Raw genomic sequence first — 20,458 nt, forward strand, 5'->3', positions numbered from 1 at the left:
TTATGTGGATTGAAACAAACAAAAAATCCCTTGTGTTCGCAGACAGCGGCACAGGGGATTTTGAATTTTATTTACTCTGCTCGTTACCCTCATATGAGTTTAATCCCGCTGATCAGGATCAGCGATGCCACCAGCGTGCGCAGCGGCTTTGCCGGTACTTTGGAACTCAAGGAGCTCCCGATCCACACCCCCGGAACGGACCCGATCAGCAATTGAAACGCCAGCCCAAAATCGACGTTGCCGTAACCGGCATGAAGCAGCCCGGCGGCCGTAACCAGCAGCAGCGCATGGGCGATGTCGGTGCCAACCAGCTTGGAGGCGGAGATCCGAAACAAATAAAGCAGCGCAATAGCAAATAACGAACCCGAACCGATCGAGGTCAGCCCGACGATGAAACCCAACACAAAGCCGATCGTAATCGTCAACACCCGTTTTTGCTCCAGCGGTTTTTCCTGCCACCGGTTTTCTTTGGTCTTCCGGTCAAACAGCTGTTTTGCGATCGTCAGCACCGCCACCACAATAAGCATAATGCCCAGCGCCATCTTCACGATATGCTCCTGATTATCGAAAAACGCCCCGAACCAATGCAGCAGCACGATCGATACGACAGCTCCCGGAATGCTGCCAGCTGCAAACAAAAATACGATGCGATATTCCACTGTTTTTTGCCGCATATGCTGGATCGTGCCAAACAGCTTTGTGATCGAATTGTAAAACAAGTCGGTCCCTACCGCCAGTGTCGGATTAACGCCGACCAGCACCAGAATCGGCGTAAGCAGCGACGCCCCGCCCACTCCGGTCAGCCCGACGAGAAAACCGACCATCAAACCCAAAAGCGAAATTCCCCAGTCCATCTCCACGCTGATTTCCACCGTCCGTCCAGTAATTCCGATTATTATACTAGGATTATATGGTTTTATCTTTCGGCTGTAAAGATTTATTTCCGAAAAATGGCTGCAAGCGAACTCCCGTCCCTCTTTATACGATTGGCGGGGTTCTTAGATAAGGAAAGCTTATAATTCAATGAGACGAAACCGTATCGCACGAGTCCTTCAACGCTTTTATCCCAATTATAAGTATAGCTATCGTGTAGAAACGGATTAACCTCCGAGTCCGGCTTCGCCAAACTCCGTATCCTTCACTTTCACCTTCATCTCCACAAACCTACGGAGGTCCGACTTTTCCCCGAATGCCGCGATAAAGCACTAAAGGAATACCGCCGAAAATCTCCTTCCCATTCCCATTTCTCAGCCGATAGCAAACTGCCTTCCACCCAAAAAGACACTTCACCCGGACAGCCTCATTGCCGAAGCTTTTCATATTTGCCCTTCTTCCCCTCACCGCTTACAATAAAATCATATTCGGAAAGCCTAGAGGAAGTGAATGCGTTTGTTCTGCGAAGTGCTCGCGGCAGGTTATTCTTATCATACGAAGCCGTTCCGTACGGAAGCGTACCCGGGTGTCGGCTATTATTTGTTCCGGTTTCAGTCGGAGGGCAGCGCCAAGGCGTTGGTGGACGGCAAACTCGTCCCTGTAGGTCCGGGCGATTTGCTGTTGTACAAGCCCGGAGAGCCCTACGAGCTGCGGATCGAAGCGGAGCCGGAAACATCCGGCGATACGCCCGTCGCCAGCGGCGATTATTACTTCATATGCCGCGGAGAATGGATCGACGCCTGGTGGAACGAACGGAAACGCCCGCAGAAGCTAAGCCTCCCGCTGCAAGACAGCCTGCTCGCCTTATGCCGGCAAATTGTCATCGAGCATTACCGGGGCAAACGCCAATACAAGGAAATTACCGACTATTATTTGCGTATTTTCTGCTTGACGATTGACCGGGAGATGAAGGAGCACGGAGTAGGAACGGAAACCGGCCAGTCGTTTCTGGCGCAGAGAATGCGGAATTATGTAGAGGAACATGCACTCGAGTCGTTCAAGCTGGAGGACGTCGCCAGAAGCGCCGGTCTCAGCTTGTCCCGGGCCGTCCATCTGTTCAAGGCTTGTTACGGAAGCAGCATTATGAAATACGCGCTCCAGATCAGGCTGGCGATCGCCAGGGAACGTATGCTGTACAGCCCGATGTCGCTCGAGCAGATCGCCGAGTCGTCCGGGTTCAGCAGCTATTCGTATTTCCACCGGATGTTCCGGGCCCATTACGGCGTATCGCCCAAAAAGTATCAGCTCGAGCAGCTGACCAAAACCGAATAACCGGATGAACGAAGCTCTGCAGCGGTTAGCAGCTTCCAATCGCTTTTATTTCCCCATCCAAGCGGGTTCTGGACAAAATAACGGGTGCAAACCGCTTCTATAGTATTCAGCATTACTAGTATTCAGCATTACCGTTGAATGCTTTCCCTTCCTTTCCTTCAAAGAAAAGACCGTTACAGCCACTTGCAGGCTGGAACGGTCTTTCGTATTCGATACCCGATGACGTCCGTACAACCGCCATCAGCCTCCGGTTAAGCCAACCCGTTGTCCTTGATCCAGCGCATGCTGTTCGCCAGCGCGACGAACGGCGGATTTTGCGTATTGTCCTGCTCGTAGATGAGCCATTCCACCCCGGCAGCGGCCGACGCTTCGGCAATCGCATTCAGGTCTACGTCACCTGAGCCCAGCTCGACCGTCAGCCACTTGTCTTCTTCCGTACGGCGGACGTCCTTGAAGTGAACGAGCGGAACCCGGCCGTTGTACTTGTCCAGATACGCCACCGGATCGTAGCCGGCGACATACGCCCAGCAAGCGTCCAGCTCGACCTTGACCGCATCCGCCGCAGCGGTACCGAACAACCCGTCGAACGCCGTCGCGCCGTCAACTTTCTCGTCGAATTCGAAGGAATGGTTGTGGTAGCCGAAGCCGATCCCTTGCTCCACGCACTTGCGGCCGATCTCTTCCAGCAGCGCGAACGTATTTTTCCAGGCTTGCTCGCTGTCCCGGTATTCCTTGCCGAGTCCCGGACAGATGATATATTGGCTGCCGATCGCTTTGTTGAAGGCGATCTCTTCGTCGAGCGCGTCGCGCAAACGACCGATGCCGACGTGGCTGGCGATCGAGACGAGACCGAGCTCGTCCAGCAGCGCCTTCAGTTCGTCCGCCTGCATGCCGCCGTATCCGGCGAACTCGACTCCTGCAAACCCTTCAGCCGCTACCTTACGGAGCGCGCCTACAAAATCCTTCGCCGTTTCCTCGCGAAGCGTATACATTTGAACCCCGACTTTCAAGGCACTCATATCCGGACACCTCATTATCCATTAATGTCATTCGACTCCATCTAATCATAAGCGGCGGTCCGAAGTCCATGCAGGATAAGCCAAAAAGTTGGCGAATCTGGCTATTATGAATGTTTCCGGATCTCTTCGTTAATCCGTTCCCGGCAGGCAAGCAGCCATGCGGCATCTCTCGGATATTCCTCGAACGTAATCGGCGAACCGGCCCCTTCCTCCATCAGCTCCATCGTCCGCTCGCGTCCGACAAGCGACTCCAGCAGCTCAAGCGCGCGCAGATCCTGCAGCGCCTCGCGGAACACCTCGAACCGGAGCGATTCGACCGGCGTGCCGTCTTCGCCCGGATATACTACGAACGGGTCCCCGGCCGGGAAAGCGTTGTTCGCATCCGTACAGCGGTACGGGTCGATCGGGAATCTCGAATACTGGGCGTACCAGAAGTTATAGCCCCAATGCAGAAATCCGGCAATTTTAAACTTGTACAACTGCAAACCAAGTATGCGGTTGCGGGCGGACGGCATACTGATGAACCGGTTGGCGACATCGATATACTGCGAGCAGCAGTAATAGGTCCACAAGTTCCCTACCTCGTTGTCCAGGAAAGGCTGCATATGATTGCTCGCCGGAATCGGCGTAGGAACAATCCCCTTTTCATAGAACTCGTAGTTCGACAGCGCGTCGATCGTCGGGAATTCGGCTGTAAATTTGCGCAGCCAGTTACTTGCGCTTTCGTACCAAGGGATATGATCAAGCCGCGGCTCGTCGGAGACGTGGAAGTACACCCGTTTCTCCAGCCCGTGCTCCTTAATGAAACCGACCAGCTCCGGCAAAAACTGCGCCAGAAACGTCTTGTATTCCTCGCCGGTCGAATCGGTATCCCAGCCGAATATCCGTTTCGTCTCCCCGTTCACGTCCGCGACAATCTTCGGCGCATGCTTCGCCCCCCACTGCGTAAACAGATGGGACAGCTCGAAATAACGGACTCCGCAGCGGTCGCACATATCCACCCAGCGCTTCAGCTTCCCGAAGCCGAACTTGTATCCGGCCTCTGTCTTCTCTACGTCTACAAGCTGCACGGTCGGCCGTTCTCCGCCCACTTCCGTATCGAGCGGCGGGGTGAACAGCGGGGTCAGCAGCATATTGATGCCATGAGCGACAGCCGTCTTCACAAACTGTTCGACGATCTCCCAGTGACGCTCGCTGAATACGTCCAGGCCGTAGTAAGTAGCCAGACAATCGGTGTGAAACCATTCCGTATGAATGAGCTTCTGCTCCGGAAGAGCCGCCGCCAGCACGTCCAGCTCGAACGTCTCCCGCGCCAGCTCCTGCCCGTCCTTCGACTCGAAAATAACAGTAATCGGATACGTGCCGGGGGTAACTCCCGATTTCAAATCGACGGTAACCCAGATCGAGCGCCATTGGTTCGGCAAACCCGTCAGCCCTTCCGATTCCTTCACCGGAAAAAGCGGATCGGGGTACAAGCCCGGAGTAGAGCGCAGCAAATGTGCGTCATGGTCGGCGTACGCCGGCATCTCGGCCGGTACCAGTCCCACCGTACGAAACGTTACGGAGCTTCCGAGCGGCGACTCGACGCGGGCTTGGATGTGCTTGATCAGCTTGGACGCGCGGTACGCGACTTGATACGAGAACGTCTCATTTTGAAGTGCGGTAGCGCGGCTGAGAGGTGCGGCTTGCAATTCCTCGTCGGCGAATACTTTCTCCAGCGAACTGAGCAGCCGGGTAGCAAAGGTAACATCGGCAGTAGACAAGCGGGAATCCTCCTTCAGATACGGGTATGTGGTTTCATGCTCCAATTAGCAGTCGGAAAATGATCCCAAACGATCACAAACGGCGGGATCTCTAACAAACCTCAGCTTTCAAAACGGCTTAATCGCTTTCACATAAAATAGTGAAAATTAAAATGAAACAAAACGAGCAAAAAAGATCAAAATCTATCATTCATCATACCATATCTTCTCCCGCTTTTTCTAGCAGTCCTTGCAATAATAATTCAGCCGTAAACGATGTATCCGCCGCACTTGCACTTCAGTCTCTGCCCTTGGATCAACTCCATGCTTCCCGCCCTTGCCAAACGGCAAATAGGGTTGTCCCAAAACGCCTTTTGCAATTTTTGAATCTTGCATCAACCCGGTTTTCCCCGGGAAAAAAGACCTCAGCCTCCACCGTTCCAGTGGAATTTGAGGTCCTTTCTTTGGGGAATCGGGACGTTGCCAGTCATGCGGACACTTGTCACAGCCCCGACGCGGTTAGCATCGTTTTCTTGTATACCGTTCTCCGTTCAACCCGATCTGCAATCAACCAAGGTGAATCCCTTCAAGATTACCCTTACCTCAGCCCGATATCGTGGAACCGGTTGTCAATCGTTTCGTTCAAAAGCGCCCGGATCTCCCCGATCGCCCGTTCCTCCTCAGACTGCGCTTCGCGAAACAGCCCGATAAGCTCCCGCACCGTCTCCGGCTCGTACGGCCCGCTGCCGGCATCCGGATCGCAAGCCCGGTCGGCTATACGCCGGAATAGGCCGGATACCCGCGAATAATGCGCCGCTGCCTTTCCGATCTCCGGCCAGACAGGCTCCAGTCTTCGCGCGTATTCCCCGATATCCCGCTTCGCCGCGGCATAACAGCGGAATACGTGTCGCGATTCCCCGCCGTCATAATCGCCACTCCGCAGCGCCTCGACGATCGCGTCATAGGCCCGCCTGCCGCACGCGTACTCCGCTTCGGGAAGCATCAGATCGTGAGACTCCCATTTGTAAACGGCCTGCACGAACGATTCCTGGAAAATCGCCGATTCCTCGATCTCGATCCGGTCTTCCAGCAGTTGATAATACCAATACGGCGAATCGTTTCGGCCAAACTGTCCGTAAGGGACCGTGACATATTCGCTGCTCTTGCCATCCGCTATATATAGCACCTCGTCGTCATCGTCATAACCGGCGGCAACTACGAATTGATCTTTCCATATAATCGCAGCCGTCCCCCGGCCGATCGTCGCCTTGATATCGGATACGGCCTGCCGCTGATATAGCGGAAACGTCGCGTCAAACGTAAAACCGGCGTTCTGCGACGAACTAACGCCGATGAAGTCGGCCGCCAAAAAGTTTTCGGCGATCCAGTTGTAGGCCGTAACCGATTCCGCCGTTAACCGCCGGTTGACCGTGAAGCGGAACCCTGTCACCGTCATGCCGGACAACATCGGCTTCGGATGCGCCATCCACCCTTTATGGGAAAGGACAGCGTGCATCGCATCGATATACGACTCCGATTCGTTCGCCAATTGCACCCCCGGCACAATTACAGCTCCCATCCCATGCATTCGCCTCCTTCTCTTTATCCCGGATACCGGCTATCGCGGCGAATGCGTCCCCCACCTCGGAATCGTGGGACGCTTCAGATCCGGATAGTTCCGCGATACAGCGCGAAACAGCTCCATCGCCTCGTCTTCCAGCCTTTCGGCCTTGCGAAGCCGATCCGCGAGCAGCGGAATGTCCGTCCGGTTCACCCTTTTCCCGCCTCCGCGTTCCTGCTCCTTCAAACTATCCGGAATAACCGAGATCGCCTCGATCAGACCGGCGTAACAGGCATACGCTTCCTCCAGCTCCGGCCACAACCCCCGGACTTCGCGCAAATAGTCGGCGATCTCGCGGCGGGAAACGGAATACGAGTGCAAGATATACGCCGCCCCTCCCTCGTCGAACTCCCCCTGCTCGAGCCCCCGCCTGAGAAACGAATAAGCAAGCTTGCCGGAGGCGATCTTCGTGTCCGGCAACGTTTTGTGCGGTGTGTCCCAATCCTGCAGGGCAAGCCGCATCGATTCGAGAACCATCGCTTCCAGCGGAACGTCCACCTTGTCGCCGAACAGCCGGCAATACCAGAAATCGGTCACGTTCAGTCCGAGGTTATCGTACAGCACGACCTGATCTTCCGGCGTACGGCCGTCCTGAATATAGAAGATCCGGTCCTCGTCGTCGTATCCGTGTATCACCCCAAACTCGGGAATCCAATAGATGACGCCAACTCCCCGGTCCAGACTGCCCTTGATCCACCTCACCGCCTCCTGCCGGTAGTGCCGGAACGTCGGGTGTCTCGTTCTCCCTCCGTCCGATTCCGTGAGCACCCCCAAATTGTCGACGGCCAGTTTGTGCTCCACGCCCCATAGCCCGTAAGCGGTCACCGACATCGGCAACAGCTTCTCGTGAACCGATAATTTGAAGGCCATGCCGGAAAGGCCGGACAGCATCGGTTTGGAGCCGTCAAACCGTCCCGACGCCGTCAATATCGCATGCAGACTGTCGGTAAACGACTTCGACTCCCGTTTCATCGGGATGTTCAAACAAACGGAGGACATCCTCCCCCTCCTCTCGGATTAAACTATCGATTCGGCGGAGGCTCCAGGCGTCCGAGCAGATCCCGGCACTTCTCCCGGAGCTTCGCCTTCAGCCATTTGGGAGACGCCAGCTCCCGCCACTGCTCGACAAGCAGATGCTGCATAAACGCATCCGGGTCGTAAAACTCGATCGTATACAACAGCGGATCATGGCCCGGACGTGCGATATACCCGTTCCACGCCGTCCCCTCCAGCGGCCGCTCCAGCCATACCTCGGCGGTAAAAGGCTTCCGCACGGGAAGCCCGCTGTCCAGCTTCTCCATCTCCTCCGCTTCCGAAAGCCGGAACTTCTCCCCGGTAACGGAAAGCTGCGTGATCCGGTCCAGCCGGAAGCTTTTCCGGACACCCTCCCGCTGGCAATAGGCTGCCACGTAGTCCGCATTATAAAACGATTCGAGCTTCAGCGGAGCTATTCGGTGCTGCGACGGGGTTTCTTTTTCTATGTCTCTATATTGAATAAGGACGATCGCCCGTTCCCGGATCGCTGCGCCGAGCCGTTCTACCGTCTGAATCAGCTTCGGGTTCGCTTCGAAAACCGGCAGTCCGCGCCCCGGCATAGCGGGCTCCCGCTCATCCGTAAACCGGTCCAGCAAATGAGCGACCCTTTTGACGGCTTCCGCATTTTCGTAATTGTATTGCCGGTAACGGTGCGCAAGAAACTTCAACACCAACTTCTCTTCTTCCGTCATATAAAGAAGCGGCAGGGCGTACGTTTTATCCTCGTACCGGTATCCCCGCCGCTTCGCATCGTAATACAACGGCGCGCGCAAAGTCGATTCCATATATTCGATGTCCCGCTGGGCCTGCCGCCTCGAGATCTCGAATCGGCTCGCCAGCTGCCCGCTGTTCGGGTACCGTTCTTCCCTGATCTGCTGATCGAACCATTGAATCCGGTGAATGCTGCTCATGATCTGCACCCCCTGCTCCTGATCTGTCGAGTTGGCCTATTGATATTACACCACCCGGACGGACCGTCCGCAAGAGGCAAACCCGGGTATCCGCCTGCCACCAGACGGGGACCCGGGTCCGGGACCGGTTGTTGTTGCCGGATCGCAGATACAATATCGGAGCTGACCTTGATGCCGGAATGTCCGGCTATGCGCCGATATTCCGGTCGGCTCCCTCTCCTATCCGGTTAACCGCTGAGCTAGCCGGTCGATAGATCCACCTTCATTTGAGGGGCCTTGGCACACCGTTTGCATACTTTCACCATAGAACCGTCGGATCTCGTCCGCGGATACAGCAGCTTGATTCTCGTACTGCCGCACAGGGTGCACGTGCCCCGTCCCCGGGAAGGAAGATTCCATAATACTCGTCCTCTTTTTGTTTTGGCCATTGCCGTTCATGCCTCTTTTCCATATGGGTTATGCCGCCGCCCGGGCCGTGAGGACGCGGGCGTACGCCTGACGGGAACGATTCATTCGCCGAACCGTCCGGCTCCGCTGGCTATTTCATTGTAAACCAGCCGATGCGACATAAAATGTCGTATCAGGATCGACATTCAAAAAGACAAATTGGGATAAGCGCATAGTTGAAAAAAAAGATTGTTTATTTGGGACAAGAGGCTACAATTAATGTGGAAACGCACCAACCATTGGAGGGATAACCCATGAGTAAAACGAAAGTAGCCATTATCGGATGCGGTACGATTGCGAACAGCTCCCACATCAAAGCCTACCTGGCCAATCCGGATGCGGAAATCAAATATTTCTGCGACATTATTAAGGAAAAAGCCGAGAAGGCCGTTGCGGATTACGGCTGCGGCATCGCGATCGAAGACTATCGCGTCATTCTGGAAGATCCGGAAGTCGAAGCGGTTTCCGTCTGCACGCCAAACAACGGCCACTCCACGATCTCGATCGACTGCCTCCGCGCAGGCAAAAACGTACTGTGCGAGAAGCCGGCCGCAAGAACGTACGAAGAAGCGCTCGAGATGCAGAAAGTTCAGCATGAAACAGGCAAAGTGCTCAATATCGGCGTTGTGAACCGTTTCAACACGGGCGTCAATATCATTAAAGACATGATCCAAAGCGGTGAGCTGGGCGAGCTGTATCACGTGTATGTCAGCTTCCGCGCACACCGTTCGATTCCGGGGCTCGGCGGAGCGTTTACGACGAAGGCGATTGCCGGCGGCGGCGCGCTGATCGACTGGGGCGTCCATTTCCTCGATATCGTCATGTACTGCTCGGGCGATCCGAAGCCGCTGACCGTATCCGGCCAAGCGTTCTGCAAGCTGGGCAAAGATATGGAAAACTATGCGTACACCAGCATGTGGGCCGGACCTCCAAACTACGAAGGCACTTACGATGTTGACGATTCCGTTACCGCGATGATCCGTACGGAAGGACCTACGATTACGCTGAACGGCGCATGGGCGCAAAATATCGGCGTCGGCGAAATGTACATCGACTTCCTCGGCGACAAAGCGGGAATCCGTCTGCAATACGGCAAAGAGTTCGTCCTGTACAGCGCGAAAAACGGCGCACTGCTTGAAACGACGCCGAAGTACACGTCCCGCGACATGTTCCAGAACGAAATCGACGCCTTCATCAACTGCGTCCGTACCGGCGAGAAGTCGCCAGCCCATATCGATACCGTCATCCTGTCTTCCAAAATCATTCAGGGGATCTACGATTCGTCCGACAAACGCTCGGAAATTTCGTTTACTTAAGACGGAGGTGGACGACGTATGAAAAAGATCGGTTTTATCGATTATTTTCTCGACGAATGGCATGCGAACAAATACCCGGAGTGGATCGAGACGGCAACCGGCGGGGCGATGAAGGTGGCGTACGCCTACGGTAAAAAAGATTCCGACACCGGACTCGACAACGCAACCTGGTGCCGCAACAAAGGAATCGAGCTGCTCGGATCGATTGAGGAGGTCGTGGAGAAAAGCGATTATTTGATCGTGCTCTCCCCCGACTACCCGGAATTCCATGAAGAGCTGGCGATGCTCCCGCTTCAGTCGGGCAAGCCGACCTATGTCGATAAAACGTTCGCCCCGGACCGCAAAACGGCGCTGCTTCTGTTCGAGACGGCGCACAAGCACGGCACGCCGCTTTATTCGTCCTCCGCGCTGCGTTTCGCTACCGAATACGGCGCAGTGGACAAAAGCGGCATCGATACGATCGTTAGCTTCGGACCGGGCAAATACGACAACTACTCGATTCATCAGATCGAGCCGATCGTCTCGCTGATGGGCAGCGAAGCGGAACGCGTGATGTTCACCGGCACGGAGAAGTCGCCTTCCCTGCTGATCGGCTTCTCGGGAGGACGCCAGGCGGAGATTCATCATTTCGGCAACGTTCCGTTTACGCTTGCGGTGAATTACGAATCCGGCAAGTCGGCGATGCTGAAGGCGGAGTCGAATTTCTTCGGCGAGTTCGTTAAAGACTTGACCGCGTTTTTTGAAAGCGGCCAGCCGACCGTCGATTCCGCAGAGACGATTGCGATTATTACGATTATCGAGTACGGCTTTAAGGCGGCACAGACGCCTTACCAGTGGATCGAGCTTCCAAAAAGCGTATAATGTGAATATCAGGCGGGGCCGGTTCACAGGAGCGTGAGACGATATGAAGGAACGAGGACAAGCGGGCTGTTTGTTTCATTTCGACAACGTATTTCCCAAAGGGAAGTCGGCGTACGGAGGTATCGATCTGTACCAGATCGGGGAAATATGCTGCGAGTGCGGCTACGAGATTTTGCCGCATATGCAGTACTGTCTGGAGCTGAGCTGCATCGTGTCCGGCAGCGGTTTTTTCCACGTCGGGGACGACTGCGTGAAGGTCAGCGCGGGCGACATTATTTTCAACTCCGTAGGCCATGTTCATTCCATCCAGACGGACGAGTCCAGCATGCTGCGTTTCGTCTACATGGGATTTATGTTTAATGAGAACGCGGACGGGGAATTTGCGGACATCCGGGCTTTCCTGCAATCCGCCCCTTATTACCATTCGAAGGATACGTACAACGTGATGATCCCGTTCCTTCGCAATATCGACGAGTTTTATTCGCAGAAGCCGTATTCGCGCACGATGATCAAAAACTATCTGGAAGAAGTCATCGTTCTGGCGTACCGCTCCTTTATCGAGAAAAGCGGCAAAGTGGCGAGATACGCGCCTGAGCGTTCCTCCCATTCGGTCGGGTACACGGTGTATTCGGTTATCCGCTACATCGAGCACCACATTTTCGAGCTCAAAAGCATTAAAACGCTGGCCGAGGATCTGGGATACAGCTATACGTACTTGTCGCACACGTTCAAGGACAAAACCGGTATGACCCTGCAGCGGTATATCAATCATAAAAAGGTCGAGAAGGCGCTGGAGATGCTCAAATACGGCAATTTGTCGATCAAGCAGGTGGCGGCGAGGCTGCATTACGAGACGATTCAGTCGTTCAGCAAGGCGTTCTCGCGCATTATGGGGTATCCCCCCTCTGTATACGTGGCGATGCAGAAGGAAGAAGCGGGATCGGAATGATCCGGGCTGATGCAAAAGTCTGCAAAGAGAAGAAGCTTACGAAGGCAAAGGGTGGGGGGAATACGCTTCACTTCCGTTAAAATCGTCTTGTTTTTTATTCCATTTTATGGTTACAATACGATTTTAAAGTCAGACGCTTCGCTTTACGCGCATCTCCCCCACCTTTTTTTGCTTTTCACTTTCTCTTTTGGACTTGTAAAACTACGGGATCGGAATGATCCCGTTTTTTTCTGTTTGACAAAACCGTCCAAAGTGAATACTATATGTGAAACGACCAAAACGATGATCCGGAGCAGTAGCCGGAACGCGCAGCGCACAGAGAGCCGTCCCTTGGCTGGGAGGACGGCGGCTGACGTCCGAGTGAACGACACCGGAGAGTTCCGCCTGAACGGCCGCCCCAAGCGGCGCAGTAGGAGCGGACGCCTCCCCGCGTTACGGGGATTCGAGCGATCGCGCGGCTGCGCGATAATTTGGGTGGTACCGCGAGTGATAACCTCGTCCCTGTTGGGACGGGGTTTTTGTGTTTTCTGCGGAGCTGGCGGCATAAGCTGCGAAGGCCCGCTTCACTTTTGGGGGCTGTTTTCGGGGGTCCATTTAGGGGGGTGATCACATGGATGACGGCGACGATGATAACGACGATAACAACAACTTCAACTTCATGTCCAGGTTTAAAACTACACAATTGAATAGGAGTGTTTGCTATGACAACTCATTCGTCTTCTTCTATCCGTGTGCTTTGCTCCCGGGTCTCCGAGCATACCGGGCAAGCGATTACGGTACAAGGCTGGGTCCACGCCATCCGCGGCATGGGGGGCGTGGCGTTCGTAGATGTCCGCGACCGCAGCGGAATCGTACAATGTGTGCTGGAGGGCCAGCTGGCCGAAACGCCGCTTAGTCTGGAGTCGGTCGTAACGGTGACGGGAACAGCCGCCGCTTCGTCCAAAGCTCCCCGCGGCATCGAGGTGCACGCCAGCGGCGTCACCTGCATCAGCAAAGTCGAGGCTCCCCTGCCTTTTGAAATCAACAAGAAAAACATTAGCGCGCGGCTCGACACCGTATTGGATCATCGCGTATTGTCGCTGCGTCATCCGAAGGTTCACGCTACGTTCCGGATTCAATCGGCGTTAGCGGGTGCGTTTCGCGACTACTTGTCGAGCAGGCAGTTCACGCAAATCTTTACGCCGAAAATCGTCGCGTCCGGCACCGAGGGCGGCTCCAACCTGTTCCCGGTCGATTATTTCGAGCAGAAAGCTTATTTGGCGCAGTCCCCTCAATTTTACAAACAGATGATGGTCGGCGCCGGGTATGAGCGCGTGTACGAAATCGCTCCGGTGTATCGCGCCGAGGAGCATAATACGTCCCGCCACCTGAACGAATACGTCTCGCTGGACGCCGAGATGGGGTTTATCCGGTCCGAAGAAGAACTGATGGATCTGGAGCAGCATCTGCTCGCTTATATGTTCGAGCGGGCCGCTGCGGAGTGTGAAGCCGAATTTGCCCTATTGGGCGTAGAGGTTCCGGTTCCGGACGAGATCCCGAGAATTCCGGTCGCTGAAGCGCAGCAGATTCTGCAGCGCAAGTACGGCAAAACGTCGCCCAAAGGCGACCTCGACCCGGAAGGAGAGCGGCTGATCTGCCAATACGCGGCGGAGCCAAACAAGCCGGCGTTCGTGTTCGTAACCCAGTATCCGAGAGAGATCCGGCCGATGTACGCGATGCCCGCTCCGGATAACGCAGCGTTAACCGCTTCGTTTGACCTTCTTTTTAACGGTCTGGAAATCACGACAGGCGGCCAGCGCATTCACGACTACGAGCAGTTGAGCGAATCGATCCGGAGCCGCGGACTGGACCCGACACATTTTGCCGGATACCTCGACGTATTCCGTTACGGGATGCCGCCGCACGGCGGGTTTGCGATCGGACTCGAACGGCTCACCTCTCGTCTTCTCGGGTTGCCGAATGTGCGCGAAGCGGCGGCATTTCCGCGGGACCGGACCCGGCTGACCCCGTAATCGCCGGAAAACCTATCGTTTACGTATCGGACAGGAGCCGTTATAATAAGGCATTGACAGAGCACACCAGTCATCCAGAGAGCCACTGAACTATTTACCGGATGCAGATCTGCCGATCACACGCACCGGAATTACCGGGAGGTACGCGCTCATGAGAATCGCGGCACAACTTTACACGCTTCGCGACTTTTTGAAAACCGAAGAAGATATCGCCGTCACCTTGCAAAAAGTGAAGGATATCGGCTACAACGCCGTGCAAGTGTCGGGTCTTGGCCCGATCGGGGATCAGGCGCTGAAAGATATTTGCGACCGGGTCGGTCTGAATATTTGCGCAACTCATATTCCGTTCGCGAATATGGAGAACGATCTGGATGCCGTTATCGCGCAGCACAAGCTGTGGGACTGCCGCTATGTCGGAATCGGCGGCTTACCCGGGGAATACCGGACAAGTGCCGAAGGTTATGTCGAATTCGCCAAAAAAGCTTCGGATATCGCCCGCCGTCTGAAAGAAGCCGGACTCACCTTCGTTTATCATAACCATGCATTTGAGTTTTGCAAATTCGATGGAAAATCCGGCATGGACATTTTGTTCGACGAGTCGGACAGCAGCGCGTTCGGCTTCGAGCTGGACGTTCACTGGGTACAAGCCGGCGGAGCCGATCCGATCGAATGGATTCGCAAGGTGGACGGACGGATGCAGGTCATCCATCTGAAAGATTTTATCGTCAACGCCAGCAGCGAACGGCTCTTCGCCGAAGTCGGCGAAGGCAACATGAACTTCCGCGGCATCCTCGACGCTTGCACCGCTACCGGAGTCGAGTGGGGCGCCGTCGAGCAGGATAACTGCTACGGCCGCGATCCGTTCGACTGCCTCGCGGTAAGCGCAAGGAATTTGAAGGCACTTGGCGCGGAGTTTTAATACAGGTAAGCCGGACTCCACCTTATGTGACGACGCGTCGGCATGCCAAAAGGGACTTTACCTCGGATGAGGTAAGGTCCCTTCTTTTACTATACGAGCGTGCCCAGAGGCACGCATCTTCTAGCCGGTGAAAATCCGGTCGCGGGAGGGGCCAAGCCCCCGCGTAGCTAGGATGCCTGCGTACGGCGAAATCTGTGCGTAGAAGCGCGTCGACGAAAGTACCTGTCGGAGACAGGGCGAGCAAGATACCAGGCCGTAACATGAAGTGAATCCTGCCGCGTCGTCAAAAAGGCCTCGCAAGAGGGGGAAGAGGGAGTCGAACCCCGTCTATATGGGTGAAGACCACGGAAGCTGTTAAGAACTTGGAGCGACAGCGAAGAATCCTCCGGCGTAAGGGGATCGGCATGGTATGAAAGAGGATGCAGTGAACTGGGGAGACCCTCCCCCGCACGGGATTTTTTTTTCGAAACCCCGTAAATAGGCGCTCTATAAGCCCGAAAGGTGAAGTGAAGAGCCTGCGGGAAGGGAGTCCGAGGGGCTCATACTACCGAGGAACGCAGGACAACACAACCTGCGGGAGGGAAGGAGCCCTGCTTTGTTCATGTTTCTTAAGGAGGTACGAGTCAGTGAATGCCAAGAGGCTAACGACACCAAAGGAAAACATTCAACAACTCCAAGAGAAACTAGGTCATGCGGCCAAGGAAAACAAGAAGCGTAGATTCCATGCACTCTATGACAAAGTCTACCGGATGGACATCCTGTGGGAAGCGTGGAGGAGAGTACGAGCCAATAAAGGGTCGGCTGGAATCGACGGGGAGACCCTTGCGGACATCGAAAAGCAAGGAGAGTACATTTTCCTGTACGAATGCCATCGAATCCTCAAGGAAGGCGGGTATCATCCCCAGCCCGTAAGACGGCACTACATTCCGAAGAAAGATGGAAAGCAAAGGCCGCTAGGAATTCCCACCATCCGGGACCGCGTCATACAGATGGCGATGAAACTGGTAATGGAACCAATCTTTGAAGCGGATTTTCAGGAATCCTCGTTTGGATACAGACCGAAACGAAGTGCTAAGCAAGCGCTGGACCGAATCCGAAAAGCATGCAACCGCAAAGGCAATTGGGTGGTCGACGTCGACATCCAAGGTTACTTCGACAACATCAATCAAGAGAAGCTCATGAAGCTGGTGGAAATGCGAATCAGTGACAGACGTATCTTGAAGCTGGTACGGAAGTGGCTGAAGGCGGGAGTCATGGAAGAAGGAACGGTTCGACGATCAGACTTAGGAACGCCGCAAGGGGGAGTCATTTCTCCACTGCTCGCGAACATCTACCTGAACTACTTCGATATCCTGTGGGAACGACATGGCAGCGGATTTGGGGAACTGACGCGTTATGCGGATGACCTCGTGGTTGTGTGTAAAACGAAGAAAGACGCGGACAGGGCACACGAACTCATTCGTGCCATTATGGAGCGTCTAGAACTGACGTTACACCCGACCAAAACACGCATTGTCGGACTATGGACAGGAGAAGAAGGCTTTGATTTTCTCGGCATGCACCATCGCAAAACGAAAGCGGAAACTTCTCGAGGGAAGGTGTACTACACAACCCAACAATGGTTAGCTCGGAAAGCGGAAGAACGCATCCGGGAGGTCGTAAAAGAACGTCTAGCCCCGCCGAACATGAGGCATAAATCATTTCTCGAACACGTGGAATGGCTGAATCCAAAGATTCGGGGGTGGAGGAACTATTACTACACGGCCTACAGCCAGTTAAAGCTGGCAAAGTTGGATTGGTACATTCTGCAAAGGCTCACAAGATGGTATGCCAAGAAGAGGCAACGCGCAAGATGGATGAGTTCGCTTCAAGAAGTAAGGTTTCTGGCCAGACAATATGGACTTAAAACGCTCTTGTAATCTGTATGCACATGAATGACGAACATCGGAAAGCCGTATGAGGGAAAACCTCACGTACGGTTTGATGAGGAGGGGTAGATTTCTCTGCCCTTCACTCTAGTCCGGTTTTAGATAAGGGTCGCTAGCCCCCTCTATTTTCGGCCTTTTCGCAAAACCGGGCTAAATAAAGGGTGCAAACGAGGCTGTCGATTCATTATGTAGAAGTGTTAGCAGGCCGTTCCAAGTGAAAAGTTACCTTCTTCTGCTCAAACAGGTTGTCCGGAATCCCTTGATTTAAAAAGGATTGTAGGTAGGGATTCCAGACAAAACTCGCCAGAAGGTAATCTTTTCCCTTTCCACTTGGTTGTCCACAATGAATCGACAGCCTCGCAAACCACTCTTATTCGATTTCTTTCTGTTTATAGAGCCGAGCTTAGGGTCGAGCGGCCATTATGAACGACCTGCATCACTTGCTGACTCGATAAAAAAACTTCTAAACGATGCGATTTCCTTCCACGTCGAGTGATCTTGCGTAAGTGGGAACTTTTCTTGCGAGCAGAGCAGACTGATGTGTTCCTCGCAATAGCCCCGTTTTACGGCCCCGCAAGCTGCTCCTTCCCATCCCCGGAGACGCTCTGCTTCCGATATTCGCTGGGACTGATCCCGAAAAAAGCTTTAAACTGCTTCGTGAAATAAAACGGGTCCTGAAACCCGACTTCCCGCGCAATTTCATTCACTTGAAGCGTTGTAAACCGCAGCAGCCGGGACGCCTGGCGCAAACGAATCTTATTGAGCGTATCGATGATCGACTCGCCTACCTGCTCCTTGAACATATGCGCAAGCCGGGAGGGCGACAGATTAACGCCGCACGCAAGAGTTGCGACGGAATGCGGTTCGTTCATCCGGTGCATCAGGATATGCAGCACCTCCGATACCCGCGGATCGACTGCAGGAGCGGACGTACGGCGCTGCTCCCGGTTCAGCAGCAGCAATAGCTCCTCCACCCCGGTCATCGCAAGCTCGGCGGAAAAGGGATGGAGATCCTTGCTGTCGCGAATCGTTCTATGGAAGGCGTCCACGAGCCGCCGCCTCACCGCCTCTTCCCCAATCGGAATATAGACCAGTCCTCCATAAGACCGGGGCAACTGCAAAAGTCCGCTCCAATGAGGCGGAGGCACGACATGCACCCATACGAACTCCCAGACGGAACCCTCCTGCGTCGCATACAAATGGGGCGTTCCCGGCGGAAGCAGCACCGCAGCACCGGCATCGCACGGGCGAATGTCGTCGCCGATTTTGAATACGCCGGAGCCGGATATCGTATAGGTGAGCAGCCAATCCTGCGAGCCTTTGGAACGCCTTGTGCTGTAACCGAACGGTGCGAGGAAGTGATCGGCCAGGAGCCGGCCGGACTTGTGCTCGAGCTGATCCTGGATAGCAGGATCGTCCAGGTAATCAAACATTTCCACCATTCCTTCCAGGAGGTACGTGCCGTTACAATGAAATCACAGGAACGTTAATCCGATCATAACCGCGGAGGGATGACGATGTCAAAACAACAGCAAGCAATGCCGATTACTGAACAACAAAAACAGCAGTTTGATCAAGAGGGGTATTTGATCGTCCGGGGATTGTTCAGCGAAACCGAAATCGAGGAAATGAAAGCAACTTTCAGCGGACTCCATGCCCAAGGTACGATCCCGAATTGCTTCCGTGCCGTTCCGCCCGAGGAAGCCGGAGGGGATATGCTGAAAGTGTATCCGCGGATGATGCACCCGCACCGGATCAACGAAGCGGCCAAAAGCTACATGCTCGATCCCCGCGTGATGGATGTTCTCTCCGGATTGTTCGGGGAGGAGGCTTACGCCGCCCAGAGCATGTTTTATTTCAAGCCGCCGGGCGCCCGCGGGCAGGCGCTTCATCAGGACAACTTTTATTTGAAGGTCGAACCGGGCACCTGCATCGCCGCCTGGACGGCCGTCGACCCTTCCGACGAGGAGAACGGGGGCATCCAACTCGTCCCGAAAACGAACGCGCTCGGAATCGAATGCCCGCACGAAGCCGATTCCGCCGTATCGTTTTCCAAAGAAGAGGTTACCGTGCCTGAAGGGCTGCAAGCCATACCGGCACGGCTACAAGCCGGGGACGTGTTGTTTTTTAACGGCAGCCTGATCCACGGCTCTTATCCGAACACGTCGAAGGACCGGTTCAGACGTTCGTTTATATGCCACTACACCGGCATCTCCACAACGAAAATCGGCAAATACTACAATCCGCTGTATACCCGGGACGGAGAAGCGCTGGATATGACCTGGAACGAAGAAAGCGGCCCTTGCGGATCGGAATTCCCGGAGGCTCAAGGGCCTCATTGATCTGCCTGACCAATCCGTTCTGCCGTTCTGCCGGTTTGCCGCCTTACGGCAACGGGGTTGTCTCGAAAGTCATTTTGCGATGTTTGGTGTTCCGCTTAGAACTGTTTTTCCTCACGAAAAAGACCTCAGCCCCCACTTAACAGTGGAACTTGAGGTCTTTTTTAGGGCCTTTCCTTTGAAGAGGGGGGACCTCCCCATGCATGTGAACCATGTTGAGGCAGTCCCTGACCTTTTTCGGGAATCGCGTCCGCTCCTCCTCAAAACACCTTCTGAGCGTCCCGCTCCTCCTTCAAAATCTCCACCGCCTCGCGGAAGCGGAGCGAATGAATGATTTCCCGTTCGCGCAAAAACTTCAAGCCGTCCTGCAAATCTACATCATCCGTTATATCGATCAGCCATTGGTACGTCGCCCGCGCCTTCTCTTCCGCCGCAATATCTTCGTAGAGATCAGCGATCGGATCACCCTTGGCCTGTATGTAGGCCGCCGTCCACGGAACGCCCGACGCATTCTGATAAAACAGCGCGTTGTCGTGGGCGACGTAATGATCGCCGAGTCCGGCCGCCCTCATCATTTCCGGCGTAGCGTCCTTCGTCAGCTTGTAGACCATGGTGGCGATCATTTCGAGATGGGCAAATTCTTTGGCTCCAATGATTTATCTGTGATAATTACCAAAGTCCTGACAACTCCAGAAAGGTTTCACCAGCCAATTTCTATATTCATTTTTAGACAATCATGTATTGACGTTTACTGAGATGTACTTTTCCTCTTATACTATGGGGTTCAATCTCTGTTATAATAAAAGGTGCTCGGATAATCTACAAAAAAAAGGACAACAAGACATGTTTTTTAATGCTTCTAGGAAAAAATTCGTCGAATCTAATCTGGGTAAGCACATTTCTAGTGAAATCTATAATAAAGTTGAACAAATAAGAAGTGAACTCGACTATCCGAGTCTGCAAGTCTCAATTATACTTAATAACAACATTAAATTCAGTTGCAATAATGGATTAGCACATATAAATAACTCAACTTTCGCAGCTTAGATTAGCGAATAAACCCTTAATGTACAAGGGCAAATCGGCCATCCACTCTTGGAGTTGACACAATACCGTTTGTTTGCTGCGTTTGTTCTTGGCTTCAGCCATATCTA

The 20,458-nt window shown here is 54.2% G+C and carries 15 protein-coding genes, 1 pseudogene and 1 other annotated feature; of the genes and pseudogenes, 8 read left to right on the forward strand and 8 right to left on the reverse strand.

Annotated elements, in window-relative coordinates; translation table 11 throughout:
- Positions 1-89: 89 nt before the first annotated feature.
- On the reverse strand, positions 90-854 hold the full coding sequence (locus tag PV433_RS01990) for a sulfite exporter TauE/SafE family protein (RefSeq protein WP_332070541.1): 765 nt from the start codon (positions 852-854) through the stop codon (positions 90-92).
- Between the two features lie 529 nt (positions 855-1,383).
- Between PV433_RS01990 and PV433_RS01995 the strand changes: the two genes are divergently transcribed.
- Complete coding sequence (locus PV433_RS01995) at positions 1,384-2,205, forward strand: AraC family transcriptional regulator (protein ID WP_332070509.1); 822 nt, start codon at positions 1,384-1,386, stop codon at positions 2,203-2,205.
- Positions 2,206-2,456: 251 nt separating this feature from the next.
- Here the strand turns inward: PV433_RS01995 and PV433_RS02000 are convergent, their stop codons facing one another.
- From PV433_RS02000 to PV433_RS02020, 5 genes are all read right to left on the reverse strand, one after another.
- On the reverse strand, positions 2,457-3,224 hold the full coding sequence (locus tag PV433_RS02000) for a sugar phosphate isomerase/epimerase family protein (RefSeq protein ID WP_332070510.1): 768 nt from the start codon (positions 3,222-3,224) through the stop codon (positions 2,457-2,459).
- A 104-nt stretch (positions 3,225-3,328) separates the two neighbouring features.
- Entirely contained in the window at positions 3,329-4,987 is a 1,659-nt protein-coding gene (locus PV433_RS02005; protein WP_332070511.1) for a DUF4091 domain-containing protein, read from the reverse strand.
- Between the two features lie 577 nt (positions 4,988-5,564).
- Entirely contained in the window at positions 5,565-6,545 is a 981-nt protein-coding gene (locus PV433_RS02010) for a hypothetical protein (RefSeq protein WP_332070512.1), read from the reverse strand.
- A gap of 39 nt (positions 6,546-6,584) precedes the next feature.
- The gene (locus PV433_RS02015; RefSeq protein ID WP_332070513.1) at positions 6,585-7,586 is read right to left on the reverse strand and encodes a hypothetical protein; all 1,002 of its coding nucleotides are present in this window, start codon (positions 7,584-7,586) and stop codon (positions 6,585-6,587) included.
- A 23-nt stretch (positions 7,587-7,609) separates the two neighbouring features.
- Positions 7,610-8,533, reverse strand: a complete 924-nt coding sequence (locus PV433_RS02020) for a helix-turn-helix transcriptional regulator (protein WP_332070514.1) — start codon at positions 8,531-8,533, stop codon at positions 7,610-7,612.
- 701 nt (positions 8,534-9,234) lie between these two features.
- Between PV433_RS02020 and PV433_RS02030 the strand changes: the two genes are divergently transcribed.
- The 6 genes from PV433_RS02030 (at position 9,235) to ltrA (ending at position 16,956) form a co-directional block, all read left to right on the forward strand.
- Positions 9,235-10,296, forward strand: a complete 1,062-nt coding sequence (locus tag PV433_RS02030; RefSeq protein WP_190931834.1) for a Gfo/Idh/MocA family protein — start codon at positions 9,235-9,237, stop codon at positions 10,294-10,296.
- An 18-nt stretch (positions 10,297-10,314) separates the two neighbouring features.
- Complete coding sequence (locus PV433_RS02035) at positions 10,315-11,157, forward strand: hypothetical protein (protein WP_332070516.1); 843 nt, start codon at positions 10,315-10,317, stop codon at positions 11,155-11,157.
- 43 nt (positions 11,158-11,200) lie between these two features.
- Positions 11,201-12,106 carry an AraC family transcriptional regulator gene (locus PV433_RS02040; RefSeq protein WP_332070517.1) on the forward strand — a complete coding sequence of 302 codons (906 nt, stop codon included), beginning with the start codon at positions 11,201-11,203 and terminating at the stop codon, positions 12,104-12,106.
- Positions 12,107-12,379: 273 nt separating this feature from the next.
- Positions 12,380-12,612, forward strand: a binding site (T-box leader).
- A gap of 195 nt (positions 12,613-12,807) precedes the next feature.
- The gene (aspS, locus tag PV433_RS02045; RefSeq protein WP_332070518.1) at positions 12,808-14,118 is read left to right on the forward strand and encodes an aspartate--tRNA(Asn) ligase; all 1,311 of its coding nucleotides are present in this window, start codon (positions 12,808-12,810) and stop codon (positions 14,116-14,118) included.
- 151 nt (positions 14,119-14,269) lie between these two features.
- Entirely contained in the window at positions 14,270-15,037 is a 768-nt protein-coding gene (locus PV433_RS02050; protein WP_332070519.1) for a sugar phosphate isomerase/epimerase family protein, read from the forward strand.
- 626 nt (positions 15,038-15,663) lie between these two features.
- On the forward strand, positions 15,664-16,956 hold the full coding sequence (ltrA, locus tag PV433_RS02055; protein WP_332070520.1) for a group II intron reverse transcriptase/maturase: 1,293 nt from the start codon (positions 15,664-15,666) through the stop codon (positions 16,954-16,956).
- 572 nt (positions 16,957-17,528) lie between these two features.
- Here the strand turns inward: ltrA and PV433_RS02060 are convergent.
- Positions 17,529-18,398 (reverse strand): helix-turn-helix domain-containing protein, encoded by an 870-nt coding sequence (locus tag PV433_RS02060; protein ID WP_332070521.1) that lies wholly within the window; start codon positions 18,396-18,398, stop codon positions 17,529-17,531.
- 84 nt (positions 18,399-18,482) lie between these two features.
- On the opposite strand from PV433_RS02060, the gene PV433_RS02065 reads away from it, so the two are divergent.
- Entirely contained in the window at positions 18,483-19,307 is an 825-nt protein-coding gene (locus PV433_RS02065) for a phytanoyl-CoA dioxygenase family protein (protein ID WP_332070522.1), read from the forward strand.
- 257 nt (positions 19,308-19,564) lie between these two features.
- Here the strand turns inward: PV433_RS02065 and PV433_RS02070 are convergent.
- Positions 19,565-19,957, reverse strand: a pseudogene (locus PV433_RS02070) (manganese catalase family protein); the annotation flags it as partial.
- Positions 19,958-20,458 lie beyond the last annotated feature (501 nt).

The organism is Paenibacillus sp. GYB004, from assembly GCF_036577605.1.
GTDB classification, from domain to species: Bacteria; Bacillota; Bacilli; order Paenibacillales; family NBRC-103111; genus Paenibacillus_AB; species Paenibacillus_AB oceani.

What these genes read in the sequence shown, in the direction of transcription:
- PV433_RS01990 (WP_332070541.1), bottom strand. Translation starts at nt 854, where the DNA reads ATGGACTGGGGAATTTCGCTTTTGGGTTTGATGGTCGGTTTTCTCGTC.
- PV433_RS01995 (WP_332070509.1), top strand. Translation starts at nt 1,384, where the DNA reads ATGCGTTTGTTCTGCGAAGTGCTCGCGGCAGGTTATTCTTATCATACG.
- PV433_RS02000 (WP_332070510.1), bottom strand. Translation starts at nt 3,224, where the DNA reads ATGAGTGCCTTGAAAGTCGGGGTTCAAATGTATACGCTTCGCGAGGAA.
- PV433_RS02010 (WP_332070512.1), bottom strand. Translation starts at nt 6,545, where the DNA reads ATGGGAGCTGTAATTGTGCCGGGGGTGCAATTGGCGAACGAATCGGAG.
- PV433_RS02015 (WP_332070513.1), bottom strand. Translation starts at nt 7,586, where the DNA reads ATGTCCTCCGTTTGTTTGAACATCCCGATGAAACGGGAGTCGAAGTCG.
- PV433_RS02020 (WP_332070514.1), bottom strand. Translation starts at nt 8,533, where the DNA reads ATGAGCAGCATTCACCGGATTCAATGGTTCGATCAGCAGATCAGGGAA.
- PV433_RS02030 (WP_190931834.1), top strand. Translation starts at nt 9,235, where the DNA reads ATGAGTAAAACGAAAGTAGCCATTATCGGATGCGGTACGATTGCGAAC.
- PV433_RS02035 (WP_332070516.1), top strand. Translation starts at nt 10,315, where the DNA reads ATGAAAAAGATCGGTTTTATCGATTATTTTCTCGACGAATGGCATGCG.
- PV433_RS02040 (WP_332070517.1), top strand. Translation starts at nt 11,201, where the DNA reads ATGAAGGAACGAGGACAAGCGGGCTGTTTGTTTCATTTCGACAACGTA.
- aspS (WP_332070518.1), top strand. Translation starts at nt 12,808, where the DNA reads ATGACAACTCATTCGTCTTCTTCTATCCGTGTGCTTTGCTCCCGGGTC.
- PV433_RS02050 (WP_332070519.1), top strand. Translation starts at nt 14,270, where the DNA reads ATGAGAATCGCGGCACAACTTTACACGCTTCGCGACTTTTTGAAAACC.
- PV433_RS02060 (WP_332070521.1), bottom strand. Translation starts at nt 18,398, where the DNA reads ATGTTTGATTACCTGGACGATCCTGCTATCCAGGATCAGCTCGAGCAC.
- PV433_RS02065 (WP_332070522.1), top strand. Translation starts at nt 18,483, where the DNA reads ATGTCAAAACAACAGCAAGCAATGCCGATTACTGAACAACAAAAACAG.